The organism is Spirulina sp. CCNP1310, assembly GCF_034932185.1.
In the GTDB taxonomy this organism is placed as follows: Bacteria; Cyanobacteriota; Cyanobacteriia; order Cyanobacteriales; family Spirulinaceae; genus Spirulina.
In genome coordinates, this window is record NZ_JAYGHW010000089.1 from 146,577 (window position 1) to 162,808 (window position 16,232).

Consider the following 16,232-nt stretch of genomic DNA (forward strand, 5'->3'; position numbering starts at 1 on the left):
ATTTTAGATTTTTGTCATCAACAAAAACCCATAGAAAACACCCTCCACTAACAGCAAAGGGTTAAACCATTTAAACAACAAAAAAGTTGCTAGCTTGTACTATAAAACACCCAAAAACTAACCCATATCTCGACGCTCCACCCCCCGCTCATACTCCGCCAACCGACGACGCAAAATCACCCGCGCTTGGGAAACCCGCTTACGCACATTTGCCCCCGACAAACCCAAGCGCTCCCCAATCTCCCCATAGGAACAATCCTCCTCCACCCATAACACCATCACCTCCCGCAACTTCGGCGGTAAGGAGGCGATCGCCTCCCCACAAAACGCCAAAAACTCCTCCTGTAAGAGCCAATCCACCAGCCCCTCCTGTCTCCAATCCGGTGCAACCTCCTCCAAATTCTCACAACCCACTGCCCGCCGCCCCCGCTGCCGGTGGAGATCCATACATAAATTCTTCGCCAACTGCCGCAACCAAGCCCGCTCATTGCGGACAGCCCCCTGCTCCCTCAGCTTCACCTTCGCCTTCAGCATCGCCGCTGATAGCGCATCCTCCGCATCCATCACATCCTCCATCCACCGCAAACAACAACGGTAAAGCTCATCCTCATAGCGCAACCACAGTGACCAAAAACCGGCATCATCAGGATCATCCCCTGAACCAGAAGCGCGATCGCCACCATCGCCATCATCCAACGGCGTAGCCATAATAAAACCAACCTCAAAAGTGAATACAGTCATTTTTTTGAAGGAATGTAAAGGTAATTAATGGAATTACCTTGCTGTCAAGAATATTTAGAATTGTAAAGACTCTGCCACAAGCCTTAACAATTTCGATCTCCTGAGTATTAATCCTGAGTCGTCATAGAGCGACAAACCAACCTTGCCCCTGTATAACCACTGCTTCCGAACGCAGGCCCGCAACTGAATTTCGATCATAACTGGGTTTATCAACATGACATTAAGCTGACCCTCTGATTATATTGTTCACCCTCAAAACCATAGCGAGATTTTCCGGAAAACTTAAGATTTTTCTCAAAATCTCCTCCCCTAGGGGTTTGACCCCTACAGCCAATTGCCAATTAACACAAACGGAGCCCAAACCTTCGGATCTTTAAACTGCTCATCCTTGAGTAACATCACCTGCGCCTGCCGCAATGCCTCCGCCTTCCCCACCTCCGGCGTTGCCCGTAAAATCTCGTAAAACTTCACCATCAACTCAGCAGTAGAGCCATCGCCCACCCGCCAGAGCGTGGCGATCGTACTCCGCGCCCCCGATCGCAACGCCACCCCCGCCATCCCCAACGCCGCCCGCTTATCCCCCTCCGCCGTCTCACAAGCACTCAACACCAAAAGCTCCAACGCCTGACTTTTCGGCAAATCTCGTAAATCCAAACCCGCCGCAAAATCCACCACATTTAACTTGCCATCTCCAATCACCAAAAACGTATTCTCCTGTTGAGAACTAAATTTGCCATGGGTGGCAATATGCACAATGGGAAACTGCCCCGACCTTACCTGTACCCGCAACTGTTCCCGCGTAAATTCTTCATTGAGCAGCAGTGCCGTCGGCACAATCTTTTCAATTCTTTCCAGTTCAGAAATCGTATAGGGTAAATTTGAAAATTGCTCAGTCCCTTTAAACTCTTCAAAGTTATCCCTTGCACCCCCCAAAACCCGTAGCCGTACCTGTTCAATTTTGCGCGGGCTAAACAGCTTAGAACTGGGAACTGTTACTAAACCAAAACCCTTTTCAATCATATATTCTTGATGTTCTTGATCATACAAAACCGCCACTGGCATCCCTTGTAACATCGTATCAAAGGCAAACACCAATGTTTTAATTTGATAGACCTTAAAGCTTGCTTCAAAAGGAGCAATTAACCAATGATAAAGCTGGCTACCGTTGCTCAAAATGCGATCCCCACTAATGCCCCCTTTCGTTCTTAAATTCGTCATCAAATTAACTACTGTTCCAACAACATCTTCCAAGACGCGATGCTCTTGTAAATCGGCATTGGGAAATGCCGCAATCACCTCTAGGCGATTTTCTAACAAAATCGTAAATAAAAATGACGCATAGGGATCCGCTATTTCTACCGATGTATCAGCAAATTGGGTACAGTCATCTTGAAAAAAGTTATCTAACTCTGCCAATTGCAAGGATTCAATCACATCACGGGCGGTGCGGAGATGGGATTGAGAAATTTCCCCTGTTGGGCTATCGGGTTGGAGCAATAGATCGGCATATTCTCGGTAAAAAGGTTCAACGCGATCGCGAAAATCGTATTGCATCGTTGTATTAAAAGCGACGAGATTATTCCGCAGACTTTGCAGCAATTGATAAGCCTGTTGATACTCGCGCAAACTTTGGGGGCGATCGCCCCCCTTGGCTAAAATTCGCCCCATCTGCCAACGCCAAGGATAGGCCAAATGGGCTTGGCCGCTACTGAAGGCGATCGCCTTGGCCGTCGTCGCTTCCGCCTCAGTCAACTGCCCCGCCGCCTCGTACCATTCCCCCTGATAACCATAACCATAGGCTGCTATTTCACTATTGCCTTGAGCCTCGGCAGTGGTGGCGATCGCCTCCCCCCAAGCCCTCGCCATCGCTTCCTCCCCCAAACAATGCAACATCTGAGCATATTGCAACAAACTGCTTTGTAAATGGGGTTGAATTAAACGAGAATCAGCAAGCGTAGGGGGTGGAATTTGCCCCAAGAGGGCTGTCGCCGCTTCCCTTTGCCCTAAACGCTGATGGAGACTAATTTGCTGGATTAAAGCTGGCAATGTTAACCCCAAATCCTCAAGCTTTAATGCCATAACCTCTTGGTAATAAACCAACGCTTGATCATAGGAACTCACTGCTAACCCTGAAGCTTTCCCTGGACAGGCCTGATAATGAAATTGGATTTCCGCCTGAGCTTCAGCCCGTTCTTGATCCCCCTGCGATCGCGCCACATCCCCCAACGTCAACAACCGCAACCCCTCCCGCTGGCGATCCTGCTGTATGCCCAACCCCTCCAAAAGTTGCCGCGCCGCCGCAAAATAGCCCCCTTGCCGCCACAAATCCCCAAGGGCGATCGCCACCGCAAAATTCCCCGCTTCACCCATCCCCCGCCAATCCTGTTCTTTCCACTGCTCCGGCTCACAGCCTACATTCAACCCCAACCCCTCTAGGAGCGTGGCGCAACTTTGCAGAGATAGGCCGAGTTTTTGTTGAGCGAGGCTTTGATGAATCCGGTTTTGCTGAAGACGGTCAGCTAGGGGGGGAAATTGGTCATAGATCGCCGCCGCCTGTTGCCAAGCCTCCAAAGCAATTTGGAATTCCCCCTGATGGAGGGCGATCGCCCCGAAAATATCCAAACTTTGGGCGAGGATCTGCTGTTGATGTTCTGTCGTGGGGTGCTGATTCAACCCCGCAAGACTGCGATTAATCAGAGCGCGGGCCTGGGGCAAATCCCCCAAACTTTGGGACTGATGGGCTTGGTTACTGAGGGTGACACAATCGGCTAAAACCGTAGAGCAGCGATCGGCGTTGGCAGACATATCGCCCCCCCATTGCCCCCAGGCTCCCCGTCCCCAACCCAACAGGAAAACCAGACAAAACCCCACAATCCACCAGCCCACCCGCGAAATTTTCATCATCCCACCCTCAACCCAGATCAAAATCCATTGTAGGGGCGAAAAATCTTTCGCCCTCCCCTAGGATCACTCTCCCACCAATTCCCCGTTCCCTCTTCCCCCCTCGCATCCCCCCACAGCACAACGGGAACCCCCCCGCGCCGCCGCAATGGCCGCCAAACTGGGCCGCCCCGTAATCGGCAACCGTAACGCCGCCCAAACCCCATAGAGCCAATCCACCACCGGCCCAATCACCGGCCAACCCGTAGCCGCATAGATCCACCCCAACCCAATCAGGGCATAAATCTGGCGAAACACCTCCACATTTTTTAGCACCGTCCCATCGGAGCGCACCGCATGAATTCGTTCCATCGCCGCTTCAAAGCTCACCCCCCCATGTTCGGCGGGATCATAGTCCGGCTCCATGATATTGACGAAAGCAAGACGATGGCGATCGCCATCCCGTTTCTGCAAAAACTCCACCTCATGGCGACAAATCCCACAATCGCCATCATAGAGCAGCTTAATTTCCCAAGTCTGATCAGCCATTGGTCAAAAATTAGTAAAGAAATGTAAACACCTCCATTGTAGGGGCGAAAAATTTTTCGCCCTCCCCTCGCCCTCCCCTCGCCCCTCCCTCTGTTCCCCGTTCCCTGTTCCCCGTTCCCCATTCCCCCCCAATCGTTTACAATTCTTCAAGTGAATCATCAAACATTGACCAAAAATGCGAGTAGCGATCATTGGGGCGGGCCTAGCCGGACTTTCCACCGCCATTGAATTAGTAGACGCGGGCCATCAAGTGGACATCTACGAAGCCCGCAACTTCGTCGGCGGCAAAGTCGGCAGTTGGGTGGATAAAGACGGCAACCATCTCGAAATGGGCCTCCATGTCTTCTTTGGCTGCTACTACAACCTTTTCGCCCTGATGCGCAAAGTGGGAGCCTTTGACCATCTGCTGGTTAAAGACCATACCCATACGTTCGTTAATACCGGCGGCCGCATTGGAGAACTGGATTTTCGCTTCATTACCGGCGCACCCTTCAACGGATTGAAGGCTTTTTTCACCACTTCTCAGTTGAATCTTGTCGATAAACTCACCAACTCCCTGGCCTTGGGGACTAGCCCGATTGTACGGGGTTTGGTGGATTTTGAGGGGGCGATGCAGACGATCCGCGATTTGGATGGGATTAGTTTTGCGGATTGGTTCCGCAGCCATGGGGGGAATGATGGCAGCTTGAAAAAAATGTGGAACCCGATTGCCTACGCTTTGGGCTTCATCGATACGGAAAATATTTCCGCCCGCTGTATGCTCACCATTTTTCAATTCTTTGCGGTGAAAACTGAAGCCTCCGTGTTGCGGATGTTGGCGGGTTCCCCTCAAGAATATCTCCATAACCCGATTGTGAAGTATTTGAGCGATCGCGGCGTGACGATCACCACCAATTGCCGGGTTCGGGAAGTGCAGCACGAGCATGATTGCGTTACGGGGTTAATTTTGGCCGATGGGGAGGGCGATCGCACCCTCACCGCCGATGCCTATGTGGCCGCCTGCGATATCCCCGGCATTCAACGGCTTCTACCGGCAGAATGGCGCAAATGGCCCCAGTTCGATAATATCTATAAGCTCACCGCTGTCCCTGTGGCGACGGTGCAACTGCGCTTTGATGGTTGGGTGACAGAACTCAATGATCCCGCCAAACGCAAACAGGCCGAGGCGGCGGGGTTAGATAATCTGCTTTATACCGCCGATGCCGATTTCTCCTGCTTTGCCGATCTCGCCCTCACCAGTCCTAAGGATTACTACCGTCCCGGTGAAGGCTCCCTGCTGCAATTAGTCCTCACCCCCGGAGATCCCTTTATTAAACAAAGCAACGAGGCGATCGCCCACCATGTTTTAAGCCAAGTTCAGGAACTCTTCCCTTCCGCACGAGAGCTAAATATGACCTGGTATAGCGTCGTCAAACTGGCCCAATCCCTCTACCGAGAAGCCCCCGGCATGGATCCCTACCGCCCCGCTCAAAAAACCCCCATCCCTAACTTCTTCCTGGCGGGTAGTTATACTCAGCAAGACTACATTGATAGCATGGAAGGGGCAACCCTTTCCGGACGACAGGCCGCAGCGGCGGTGCTGGCGGCTCTGGCTGAACAACCGGCGGCGATCGCCGTCTAACCCCCTCATCCCCCCTAGATATATGTCCGATTGGTTAGAGCATAGTGTCCAAGTCGAGATCAACGCCCCCATGGATTTGATCTGGAATGAATGGTCGAGTTTTGAAAAAATGCCCCTCTGGATGAAATGGATTAAATCCGTAGAAGTCCGCCCTGACCAGCCGGATCTGTCCCGCTGGACATTGAACACAGGGGGCCTAGAATTCTCTTGGCGAGCCAGGATGTTAAATGTGGTGGAGCATCAAATCATTCGCTGGGAATCCGTCGATGGCTTACCCAATAAAGGGGCGATCCGTTTTTATGATCGCCATGATCACAGCGTTGTCCGCCTCTCCGTCTCCTATGCCATCCCCAGCATTTTAAAATTCCTCGATAGCCTCTTTTTAGGCAAAGCCGTCGAGGATACCATTCAAGCCGACCTCGAACGCTTCCGCACCCATATCCTCAGCCTCCTGTAGGGGCGAAACAGTTTTCGCCCCTGCCATTTTCGCCCCTCCCCTCTGTAATCCCCAACACCCAAACCTGCCAACCCCCCCCGCTATAATGCGGCCAACTGGCTTAAATCCCCCCTTTTTTTGTTTATGGATATCCTCAGTCTCTCCCTCCTTTCCATCGGTCTAGCCGCCGATGCCTTTTCTGTTTCCGTCACCAGCGGCCTCCTCATTCAACGCATCAAAATCCATAAGGTGCTGATCATTGCCCTCGCCTTTGGCATTTTCCAAACCTTGATGTTTTTCCTCGGTGGGTTTATGGGGTTTACGGTGCGACCCTGGATCGGCGGTGTACAGCATTGGATTGCCTTTATCCTGCTGAGTGCGATCGGGGGCAAAATGATTTATGAATCCTTCAAGACCGAGGACGAAGAAAACGAAACATCCTTTAACCCAACGGAAATTTATACGCTGTTGGGGTTGGCGATCGCCACCAGTATCGATGCCCTCGCCGCTGGCTTAGGGCTAATTTCCCTTGATGATTCACTCCTTTTCTCGGCGATCGTGATCGGGGCTGTAACCTTCGCACTGTCTGCCTGTGGTGTGCTGCTAGGCAATCTGATTGGCCGCCATCTGGATTTCAAAGCCGAAATCATCGGCGGTTTCGTTTTGATTGCGCTCGGACTACGGACGTTGTGGGAACATTTTTTAATCTAGGTTAACCATGGAAACGCTTCAAACCGATTTGCTCATCGTTGGCGGCGGCGTGGGGGGAACCTGCGCCGCCATTCAAGCGGCCCGGCGGGGGGTAAAAACGGTTTTAGTCAGTGCTGGCCCTTGGTTGGGGGGAATGCTGACAGCGGCAGGGGTGGCGGTTCCCGATGGCAATGAGTTGACCCCTTGGCAAACGGGGCTATGGGGGGCTTATTTGCGGGCCTTAGCTGAACGAGAACCCACAGGCCTAGATCACAGTTGGGTGAGTTTGTTTAGTTATCAGCCCCGAACCGGAGCGCAGATCTTTGCCGATTGGGTCAAGGCGTTGCCATCGTTGCATTGGATTGCGGGCCAGGAGCCGGTAGGGGTGGTCAAGAAGGGCGATCGCCTCACCGCTGTAAAATTTCCCGATTATTGCATCCAAGCAAAACTGATTCTCGATGGCACAGAATTGGGGGATTTACTCGCCTTGGGGGATGTGCCTCACCGTTGGGGCTGGGAATTGCAGGGGGAATTTAACGAACCCAGTGCGCCCCCGAAATTTAATGATCTCACCCAACGTTATCCCGTCCAGTCGCCGACTTGGGTTGCACTGTTGCAGGATTATGGCGTTGGGGTAAAAGCCCCCAAGATTGATGCTCCTGATGGGGATTTTACGGGGGCTTGGGCAGATTATGGCGGGGAACATTTCCTCAACTATGGCCGCCTGCCGGGGGATCAGTTTATGCTCAATTGGCCCATTGCGGGCAATGATTACGCCGTGGGTTTGGATCGCATCATTCAGGGAGAACGGGGAGAATTTGAGCGGGAGGCTCAGGACTATAGCCTCAGTTTTGCTCGGTATATTCAGCGGCAATTGGGCGATCGCTACGGTTTAGCTGCCCATACCTTCCCCACCGGCCCCCTCGCCCTCCAAGCCTATTACCGCGAAAGCCGTCGCCTTCAGGGTCAAGCCACGATCACCGAGTTAGATATTCTCCCCCAGGGAACCGTTGCACCGTTGCCCATTCAGGGGGGTGAAGTGGGGGCCATTGCCCTTGGCAACTATGCCAATGATCACCATTATCCCGGCGTAGACTTTCCCCTCAAACCCAAATCCATTCAATGGGGGGGCCGCTGGACGGGAACCCCCTTCACGATTCCCTATGGGGCGTTGGTTCCCCGCGAGACTTTGGGGTTGATGGTTTGTGAGAAAAATATCAGCGTTTCCCACATTGCCAATGGGGCCACAAGGTTGCAGCCGGTGGTGATGGGCATTGGCCAGGCGGCAGGGATGGCGGCGGCGTTGTGTCTTGAGCAGGGTTGTGAACCGGCAGAATTGGAGGTGCGATCGCTCCAAAATGCTCTGTTAACGGATGCGATCGCCCCCGCCGCCGTCGTGCCTTTATTCAACCTCCCCCCCCATCATCCCCAATGGCTCCATTGGCAGCAATACTATCTCGATCATCCCGAAGCCTATCCCGCCGATGGTTGTTGCCCCTTAACGGGGGATTTTTCCAGCGAAATTGAGCGCGGGGTGAAAATCACAGGATTGCTGACTTCTGAAGAACCGCACCGCTACCGCATCGAATATCAAGGGGAATCTTGGCAGGTGATCACGACCCGGCCGGAGGTGGCGGCCAAGTTGCCCGATTTGGGCGGCAAAACCCTAACCCTTTGGGGCCGGTTTAACCCTGCGGGCCGCTGGATTGTGGTGGAAAAAATCGGTTAATGGGTGGCATAGGCGATCGGGGATCAATAATCAGCGCAAGCGATCAGGCGAAAATGATCGGACGCAAGCGTTGCGCCCCTACAGGGGGTCTGTAGGGGCGCAATGCTTGCGCCCCCAAACCCATTACGCCCCCACGTTTCCCTATTGCCCGTTCCCTATTGCCCATTCCCCGTTCCCCGTTCCCCATTCCCCATTCCCTCACTTCCGCAGACAAACCGCCAACAACCCCTCCAATTCCCCCTGATTCAAAGGCGTAACAATAAACACCTCCTGCACCGTCTTGCCAGAGCGGGCGATCGCCTTAAATCCCCCCCGAATCGGTACAGAAATTCGCACCGTCAGCTTTGGGGTGTGGCCCTTGACCCGGCCAATCACCCCAGGGGTGACGGTTTGAATCCCCTCATGGGTGATCAACCGCTCTAACACCGGGATCAGTCCCGGTAGATGGGTGGAATGGTTCCAAACGAGACGACCGGGGTCGGGTTTGGCCATTAGGCCGCCTCCAGGGGGGCCATCGTTAACCCTTCCCGGCTCAATTGTTGATGATAAAGTTCAGCCGGTTCCTGGGGGCCGACCCAAACGATCGCCTGGCCCTCAAAATGGATCTGTTCCGTCAACTGCCAAGCGCGATCGCCCGTCATGCTGGGGATATACTTTAATAAACAATTCGCAACGTGTTCAAAGGTATTAAAATCATCGTTAAGGACGATGACCTTAAAGTTAGGATAGGGCTTGCGAACCGTTTCCTGGGCCCGCACCGGGGCTTGAAGGGGACTAGAAGCTGTAGCCCCAAGGGCAACAGAAGCGACCATAATCATATTGAATTTAGATTGCAGCAACAGGGAACAAAGACTAACCAGCATTCTTGCGCCATCGGTCTAACCCGAAACTATCCCCCCACAGGGGAGCAATGGGGAATCACAGGCGATCGCGCTCTACGCTTCCCCATTTTAGTGCGGATGGGGGCGGGCTGTCTGGATTCTCGGAGGCTAAACCATGATTGCATCCTTTGACCATCACGCCATGAGTCCCCAGGCTTATTTAGACTGGGAAGCTCACCAGGAGATCCGCCATGAATACCTTGATGGCTACGCCTATGCCATGAGTGGCGGGACGCTAACCCACAATGCGATCGCCATTAATCTGATTGCTACCCTGCGGGGGCAGTTACGCGGTGGCCCCTGTCGGGTGTTTGGGTCGGATGCGAAGGTGAGGATTAGTGAGCAGGGGCCTTTTTTTTACCCCGATGTAGTGGTGAGTTGTGATGGTGGCGATCGCCAAGCGGTGCAATTTCTCCAAGCTCCCTGTCTCGTCGTTGAGGTGCTTTCCCCCACCACCGAAGCCTACGATCGCGGTGCGAAGTTCCAGCAATACCGCCGCTTACCCAGTTTGCGGGAATATCTATTGATCAGTTCCCAACAGATCAGCGTTGATCTGTTTCGGTTGAATGCGGCTCAAACTTGGGAACTTCACCCCTATGGGATCGGGGATGACATCCATCTCACCAGCCTTGACTTCACCCTCCCCATCGATGTGCTCTACGAAGAAGTGGAATTCCCCACGGCATCATCGATAAAACTCTCACTCGATTAAATTCTGTGGATTTGCGGACTATCGGGGAAACTAAATGTAAACATGGGAAAGAACTACCCGCCTTCCTGGCATGATTCAGATGCTGCTCCGTATTAGCTCTAGTCCCTTGAAACAACTGCCCCTCAGGGTTGTGTTAGTTGTGCCTTTCATAGTACAATTGTTCGCTGCCGTGGGCATCATTGGGTATTTGTCCTATCGCAATGGTCAGCAGGCGGTGGAAAACCTCGCCAGCCAATTGATGGGGGAATTGGGCGATCGCATTGTTCAGGAAGTCTCCACGACGATGGAAATTCCCCATCAAATCAATCGCACCAATGCTGAATCAATCCGGCTGGGCCTCTTGGATTATCGCCAAACCGTTGATCTAGAGCGACAATTTTGGCATCAGGTACAAATTTTTGATTCCGTCACCGCCAGTTATTTTGGGACTCCCCAGGGGGGCATTGTCCTGGCGGGCCGCAGCGATCGCGGTCTTCCCTTTCTGCGGATCACCGCCAACTTTACCAAAGGGGATTACTACCGCTACAGCACCGATGAACGGGGCGATCGCCTCGAACTCCTCGAAACCACCACCTACGATGCCACCCAACGCCCTTGGTATATCGCCGCCCAAACCGATCGCCGCCCCACCTGGAGTGATATTTACCTGTTTGTCTCCAGCCAAACCCCCGGCATTACCGCCAGTCAACCCGTCTACGATCAACAGGGGGAACTCTTAGGCATCCTGGGGGTGGATTTAGCCCTCAATCAGATCAATCAATTTTTAAATGAACTCACCATTGGCCAACAGCGGAAAGTCTTGATCATGGAGCGATCGGGCAAAATGATTGCCTCCTCCACGGAAGAATCCCCCTTTTTAACCGATTCCGATCAGCAGCGGTTAGCCATGGCCAGCACGATCCCTGAAATTCAAGGGTCAGCGCGTCACTTGATCCGTGAGTTTGGCAGCCTACGCAACATTGACCGCCCGGAGCAGTTGCAATTTGCCATTGCGGGGGAAAAGTTTTTTGTAAAAGTCCAACCCCTGCGGGATGACTACGGATTGGATTGGTTAGTGGTGATTATTGTGCCGGAGGAGGAATTTACGGCGCAAATTCATCGCAACACCCAAATTACCATTCTGCTCTGTGTCATTGCCCTCGGTGTTGCCACGGGGGTAGGGATCCTCACGGCCCATTGGGTCACGGCTCCCATTCTTCGCCTCAGCCAATCCGCCAAACAGTTGGCCCAAGGGAACTGGACTCAAGCTCCCCCCATTGAACGGGGGGATGAATTGGGGGAATTGGCGATCGCCTTCCAAACCATGGCCAAACAGTTGCAATCCTCCTTTGCCGTTTTGGAGCGCAGCAACCGCGCTTTAGAAGAACGAGTTGCCGAACGCACCGCCACCCTTGCCATCCGTGAAGCAGAGTTGCGGGGACTGTTTGAAGCAATGACGGAATTGGTGATGGTGTTTGATCGAGAGGGAGAATATAAACAAATTCTGTCCAATAATGTCGATCTGTTGGTGCGAGATAAAACAGAAGTGTTAGGGCGGAGAATCCATGATATTCTCCCCCGTGAGCAAGCGGATCAGTTTTTAGCCTACATTCAAACCGTGCTCAAGACTGGAAAACCCATTAGTTTTGAATATCAACTGGAAATTCAAAACCGTCCTGAGCCAGTGTGGTGTTTAGGGAGTATTTCTCGTATTTCTGAAAGTACGGTGGTCTGGGTTGCCCGCGATATTAGTGATTATAAAAATTCAGAAGCATCTCTACAACAAAGTGAGATGCAAAATCGCGCCATTTTGACCGCCATTCCCGATATGATGTTTCGGGTTAATCGCCAAGGGGTTTATTTAGGATTTATCAAAAGTTATGGGGTTGTGAACTTGTTGCCGGATGAATTTGATCCCATTGGTCAGCACATCACCAACTTTTTACCCGCCGATGTCGCCCAGCGCCATCTGGCCCACATCACGAAGGCGTTAGCCAGTGGTCAGGTACAAATTTATGAGCAACAGGTTTTTTTAACAGGTCAATTGCAAGAAGAAGAGGTGCGCGTCGTTCCCTACGGAGAGGATGAAGTGTTGTTTATGATTCGCAATATTACCGAACAGAAAGCCGCATTACGGGAACGGGAAAAAGCCCAGGCTGCTCTCCGGGAAAGTGAGGCTAAAAATCGCGCCATTCTCACGGCTATTCCTGACTTGATGATTCGTTTAAACCGTGAAGGGGTGTATTTAGACTATCTTGCCTCTCCAGATTTCCCCGCTCGTTTGGCTACCGATGAAAATCGCATTGGCCGTAATATTGCAGAGGTATTGCCGTCGGAAAGTACAACGATTTTAATGAGGGCGATCGCCCAAGTCCTATCCACAGGGAAAATGCAAATTGATGAGGTGGAATTTTTCAGTGATGGGCAATTTTATCAGCAGGAAATTCGCACGGTGGTCAGTGGTCAAGATGAAGTGTTGATGATTATTCGCGATATTACCGAGCGCAAACGCACGGAAGCCAGGTTACAGATTGAACGGCAACGAGCGGAGCAATTATTATTGAACGTCTTGCCCAAGGCCATTGCTGAACAGTTAAAGCACAGGCCCAGATCCTTAGCGGAACAGTTTGAGGATGCAACAATTTTGTTTGCAGATATTGTTGGATTTACGCCCCTTTCCGCCGAAATGGGGGCGATTGAATTAGTAGAGTTTCTCAATGAAATCTTTTCCACGTTTGATCAGTTAACGGAACGGTTTCGTTTAGAAAAAATTAAAACCATTGGGGATGCCTATATGGTGGTGGGGGGCTTACCCAGTCCCTATCCGGAACATACAGCAGCGATCGCCGCCATGGCTTTGGAAATGCAGCGGGCCATTGATCAATTAGTGCGCTCCAGCGGCAAACCCCTCCAGATTCGCATTGGTATCCATAGCGGCTCGGTGGTGGCGGGGGTGATTGGCATTAAGAAGTTTATCTATGACCTCTGGGGGGATGCGGTGAATGTAGCCTCTCGCATGGAGGCGTTGGGGGAACCGGGGAAAATTCAAGTGACGGAAACGGTCTATCAACGATTGCGCGATCGCTTTACGTTTATCCCCCGTGGCACAGTGACAGTCAAAGGGAAGGGGGAAATGCTGACCTATTGGCTCACGGGGGATCAGGGTCAACCCTGGCAACCGCCACCCCTCCCCAGCGAGCCGATGTTATGAACAGAAGAGATACAATCACCCTATTTAAACAATGAACACCCTGGCAATTTTAGGTTGTGGCTACGTCGGGACAGCCCTTGCTCAATCCTTGCACGCTTCTGGCTACTCGATGACCACCACCACCACCCGCGCCGAACGCCTTCCCGAATTAGCAAGGGTGAGCGATCGCCCCCTCCAGATTCAGGGCAATGATCCCGCTGGTTTAAGCCTGCTCCTCACCGGGCAAACCACCCTCCTCGTCAGCGTTGCCGCCCAAGGCAAGGACTACCGCAGCAGCTATCTCGCTACCGCCCAAACCCTCGCCCAAGTCATCCCCGCATTTCCCCAACTCCAACAGGTGATCTACACCAGCAGCTATTCCGTCTATGGGGATCAGGGGGGGCAATGGGTGGATGAGGCCACGCCGGTACAGCCGGGAACGGCGAATACGGAGATCTTGGCAGCAACCGAGGAAATTTTCCTCAAGCTCCCCGTGCCGAAGGTTTGTGTACTGCGGTTGGGGGGCATCTATGGCCCAGGGCGGGAACTGGAGCGGATTTTTAGCCGGGCGGCGGGGCAAACCCGACCGGGGTCGGGGTTGGAATGGAGCAATTGGATTCATTTAACGGATATTGTCGGGGCGATCGCCTTTGCCCAAGTTCACCAATTGGGGGGGATTTATAATGTCATTCAGGATGAAATTTTGCCCCTACGGGATTTGATTGCGCAGGTGTGCGATCGCCACCACCTCGCCCCCGTCCAATGGGATAGCAGCCAAGGGAGTGATCGTAAAACTAATGTCCGCTGTCGCAACCAAAAATTAAAAGCAGCGGGCTACACTTTCAAGCATCCCCAATTTTGGCCAGCACCCTGAACAGCCATGACTGCAAGTTTTGCTATCGAGACGACGATCACAACATTGCAAGAATTAGAAACCCGTTTTCAAATCCAACGGGCCAGCGATGGGAGTTTTTTCCCAGAATGGCAAGATGCGACAGGGGTTGACCCCATAACCCTGGATGATTCCACCCGCAAAGTCCTTGATCATCTTCGGGAACGCTTCTTGAACTACTACAAAGCCGGGTTACTTACGGAAGGGACAGTTTTGCTTTCGATCCTTGGCCCCTTGTTGGATTGTTTAGGATTCCATGAACCCCCCTATTTTGTCCGCTCTGAAGTGGGGGTGACGATTGAAGTGGTAGAGCGTGATGAGGTGTATCGGGGGCGCATGGATGTTTTGATTGTGCGCGATCGCCTCTGGATTTTGACATTAGAGGCCAAGCGGTCTAAATTTGCTGCGGATGTTGCCTTGCCGCAATGTTTGGCCTATTTGGGTGCTGCACCGCAGTTTCCCGCCTTTGGCCTTGTCACCAATGGTAGTGATTTCATTTTTTGCAAGTTAGCCGGTCAAACCTATGATTTTTCCGATCCCTTTAGCTTGTTATCCCATCACAATCGCCTTTATGCCATTGCCATGATTCTCTTGCGGCTCAAGGCTCTCCTCTAGGGAAGATCAGCCCCTAAAATAGGTGAGGCCCCATTCACAATCAACTATGACCCAATTGCTCAAACAGGTGCGGGTGCTTGACCCGGAAACGGGAACAGATGCGATCGCCGATGTGCTGCTCGTCGCGGGCCACATTGAGGCGATCGCCCCCCACCTCGACCACCCCACCGCCCAGATCCAAGCCGGGACAGGCAAAATTCTCGGGCCGGGGTTGGTGGATCTCCACAGCTACAGCAGTGAGCCGGGCCATGAAGACCGGGAAACTTTGGCGGATCTAACCGCCGCTGCCCAAGCGGGGGGGTTCACTCGCCTTACCCTCTTTCCTGATACCTTGCCCCCCCTCGACCATGCCCCCGCCCTCATCGCGCAACAACACCGTTGCCAAAACTTGCCGGTGCGTTGCCAATGGTGGGGGGCGATGACCTTGGGGTTAAAGGGCGAGCAGATGACGGAATTAGCAGAATTGGCCCCCCATGTGGTGGGGTTTAGCGATGGGGGGGCAATGCCGAAGTTGGGAATGTTGCGGCGGATTTTGGAATATGGGCAACCCCTAGGTAAGTCCGTTGCGATCATGCCGGTGTTTGGGGATTTACAGGGGAAGGGGGTGATCCGGGATGGGGATGATGCGGTGGAGTTGGGGCTACCGGGCGATCCCAGCTATTCAGAATCCGCTGCCGTGGCGGCTGTCTTGGAATTGGTGGCCCATTTTCGCACTCCGGTGCATTTGTTGCGCATTGCCACCGCCCGCAGTGTGGAACTAATTGCCAATGCCCAAGCCCAAGGGTTGCCGATTACCGCCAGCACCACCTGGTTACATTTGCTCTTGGATACCGGGGCGATCGCCAGCTATGACCCCAACCTCCATTTACAAGCCCCCCTCGGCAATCATGGCGATTGCCTCGCCCTGCGCGATGGCGTAAAAGCGGGGGTATTGGGGGCGATCGCCATTGACCACACCCCCCTCACCTACGAGGAGAAAACCGTCAGCTTTGCCGAATCCCCCCCCGGAACCTTGGGATTGCCCTTAGCATTGCCCCTCCTCTGGGAAGGCTTAGTCGCTCCGGGAATTTGGACAGCGTTGGAACTGTGGCAGGCCCTCAGCACCGGCCCCGCCCGCTGTTTGGGTCAAGATCCCCCCCGCTGTCAACCAGGGGCAACGGCAGAATTAACCCTCTTTGATCCCGCCGCATCCTGGGAAGTCACGGGAGAAAGCTTGCGATCGCCCAGTAGAAACACCCCTTGGTTGGGTCAAACCATCACGGGGCGGGTCATCCCTTTTTGGGGAAAGAGCTAGGCGTTAATGTGGAGAGGGGCGAA

At 53.1% G+C, this 16,232-nt stretch carries 14 protein-coding genes; 9 read left to right on the plus strand and 5 right to left on the minus strand.

All coding sequences use genetic code 11. The features are described 5' to 3' along the window. Window positions 1-117: 117 nt before the first annotated feature. From VB712_RS14640 to VB712_RS14650, 3 genes are all read right to left on the minus strand, one after another. Window positions 118-741, minus strand: a complete 624-nt coding sequence (locus VB712_RS14640; protein ID WP_323255974.1) for an RNA polymerase sigma factor — start codon at window positions 739-741, stop codon at window positions 118-120. Between the two features lie 324 nt (window positions 742-1,065). Then, complete coding sequence (locus VB712_RS14645; protein ID WP_323255975.1) at window positions 1,066-3,645, minus strand: CHAT domain-containing protein; 2,580 nt, start codon at window positions 3,643-3,645, stop codon at window positions 1,066-1,068. A gap of 63 nt (window positions 3,646-3,708) precedes the next feature. Then, window positions 3,709-4,170, minus strand: a complete 462-nt coding sequence (locus tag VB712_RS14650) for a DUF393 domain-containing protein (protein WP_323255977.1) — start codon at window positions 4,168-4,170, stop codon at window positions 3,709-3,711. Between the two features lie 175 nt (window positions 4,171-4,345). On the opposite strand from VB712_RS14650, the gene zds reads away from it, so the two are divergent. The 4 genes from zds (at window position 4,346) to VB712_RS14670 (ending at window position 8,646) form a co-directional block, all read left to right on the plus strand. Further along, a complete protein-coding gene (gene zds / locus VB712_RS14655; protein ID WP_323255979.1) occupies window positions 4,346-5,791 on the plus strand; it encodes a 9,9'-di-cis-zeta-carotene desaturase in 1,446 nt (481 codons plus the stop codon). 22 nt (window positions 5,792-5,813) lie between these two features. Then, complete coding sequence (locus VB712_RS14660; RefSeq protein WP_323255981.1) at window positions 5,814-6,248, plus strand: SRPBCC family protein; 435 nt, start codon at window positions 5,814-5,816, stop codon at window positions 6,246-6,248. 123 nt (window positions 6,249-6,371) lie between these two features. Next, entirely contained in the window at window positions 6,372-6,938 is a 567-nt protein-coding gene (locus tag VB712_RS14665; RefSeq protein ID WP_323255983.1) for a manganese efflux pump MntP family protein, read from the plus strand. A gap of 7 nt (window positions 6,939-6,945) precedes the next feature. Next, complete coding sequence (locus VB712_RS14670) at window positions 6,946-8,646, plus strand: FAD-dependent oxidoreductase (RefSeq protein WP_323255985.1); 1,701 nt, start codon at window positions 6,946-6,948, stop codon at window positions 8,644-8,646. A 198-nt stretch (window positions 8,647-8,844) separates the two neighbouring features. Here the strand turns inward: VB712_RS14670 and VB712_RS14675 are convergent, their stop codons facing one another. Next, entirely contained in the window at window positions 8,845-9,138 is a 294-nt protein-coding gene (locus tag VB712_RS14675) for a DUF2103 domain-containing protein (protein WP_323255987.1), read from the minus strand. Next, window positions 9,138-9,458, minus strand: a complete 321-nt coding sequence (gene clpS, locus VB712_RS14680; RefSeq protein ID WP_323255989.1) for an ATP-dependent Clp protease adapter ClpS — start codon at window positions 9,456-9,458, stop codon at window positions 9,138-9,140. The genes VB712_RS14675 and clpS overlap by 1 nt, the downstream gene beginning before the upstream one ends. A 184-nt stretch (window positions 9,459-9,642) precedes the next feature. Here clpS and VB712_RS14685 point away from each other — a divergent pair, with 184 nt between their 5' ends. The 5 genes from VB712_RS14685 (at window position 9,643) to VB712_RS14705 (ending at window position 16,209) form a co-directional block, all read left to right on the plus strand. Further along, window positions 9,643-10,239: a Uma2 family endonuclease gene (locus VB712_RS14685; protein ID WP_323255991.1), complete on the plus strand. Its 597-nt coding sequence runs from the start codon at window positions 9,643-9,645 to the stop codon at window positions 10,237-10,239. A gap of 139 nt (window positions 10,240-10,378) precedes the next feature. Further along, entirely contained in the window at window positions 10,379-13,429 is a 3,051-nt protein-coding gene (locus VB712_RS14690; protein ID WP_323255993.1) for an adenylate/guanylate cyclase domain-containing protein, read from the plus strand. 31 nt (window positions 13,430-13,460) lie between these two features. Beyond that, the gene (locus VB712_RS14695; protein WP_323255995.1) at window positions 13,461-14,282 is read left to right on the plus strand and encodes an SDR family oxidoreductase; all 822 of its coding nucleotides are present in this window, start codon (window positions 13,461-13,463) and stop codon (window positions 14,280-14,282) included. 6 nt (window positions 14,283-14,288) lie between these two features. Continuing rightward, entirely contained in the window at window positions 14,289-14,915 is a 627-nt protein-coding gene (locus tag VB712_RS14700; protein WP_323255997.1) for a type I restriction endonuclease, read from the plus strand. 46 nt (window positions 14,916-14,961) lie between these two features. Continuing rightward, the gene (locus VB712_RS14705) at window positions 14,962-16,209 is read left to right on the plus strand and encodes a dihydroorotase (RefSeq protein ID WP_323255999.1); all 1,248 of its coding nucleotides are present in this window, start codon (window positions 14,962-14,964) and stop codon (window positions 16,207-16,209) included. Window positions 16,210-16,232 lie beyond the last annotated feature (23 nt).

Bases quoted from the DNA above. Each gene is read 5' to 3' on its own strand.
- VB712_RS14640 (WP_323255974.1), bottom strand. From the start codon at position 741: ATGACTGTATTCACTTTTGAGGTTGGTTTTATTATGGCTACGCCGTTG.
- VB712_RS14645 (WP_323255975.1), bottom strand. From the start codon at position 3,645: ATGATGAAAATTTCGCGGGTGGGCTGGTGGATTGTGGGGTTTTGTCTG.
- VB712_RS14650 (WP_323255977.1), bottom strand. From the start codon at position 4,170: ATGGCTGATCAGACTTGGGAAATTAAGCTGCTCTATGATGGCGATTGT.
- zds (WP_323255979.1), top strand. From the start codon at position 4,346: ATGCGAGTAGCGATCATTGGGGCGGGCCTAGCCGGACTTTCCACCGCC.
- VB712_RS14660 (WP_323255981.1), top strand. From the start codon at position 5,814: ATGTCCGATTGGTTAGAGCATAGTGTCCAAGTCGAGATCAACGCCCCC.
- VB712_RS14665 (WP_323255983.1), top strand. From the start codon at position 6,372: ATGGATATCCTCAGTCTCTCCCTCCTTTCCATCGGTCTAGCCGCCGAT.
- VB712_RS14670 (WP_323255985.1), top strand. From the start codon at position 6,946: ATGGAAACGCTTCAAACCGATTTGCTCATCGTTGGCGGCGGCGTGGGG.
- VB712_RS14675 (WP_323255987.1), bottom strand. From the start codon at position 9,138: ATGGCCAAACCCGACCCCGGTCGTCTCGTTTGGAACCATTCCACCCAT.
- clpS (WP_323255989.1), bottom strand. From the start codon at position 9,458: ATGGTCGCTTCTGTTGCCCTTGGGGCTACAGCTTCTAGTCCCCTTCAA.
- VB712_RS14685 (WP_323255991.1), top strand. From the start codon at position 9,643: ATGATTGCATCCTTTGACCATCACGCCATGAGTCCCCAGGCTTATTTA.
- VB712_RS14695 (WP_323255995.1), top strand. From the start codon at position 13,461: ATGAACACCCTGGCAATTTTAGGTTGTGGCTACGTCGGGACAGCCCTT.
- VB712_RS14700 (WP_323255997.1), top strand. From the start codon at position 14,289: ATGACTGCAAGTTTTGCTATCGAGACGACGATCACAACATTGCAAGAA.
- VB712_RS14705 (WP_323255999.1), top strand. From the start codon at position 14,962: ATGACCCAATTGCTCAAACAGGTGCGGGTGCTTGACCCGGAAACGGGA.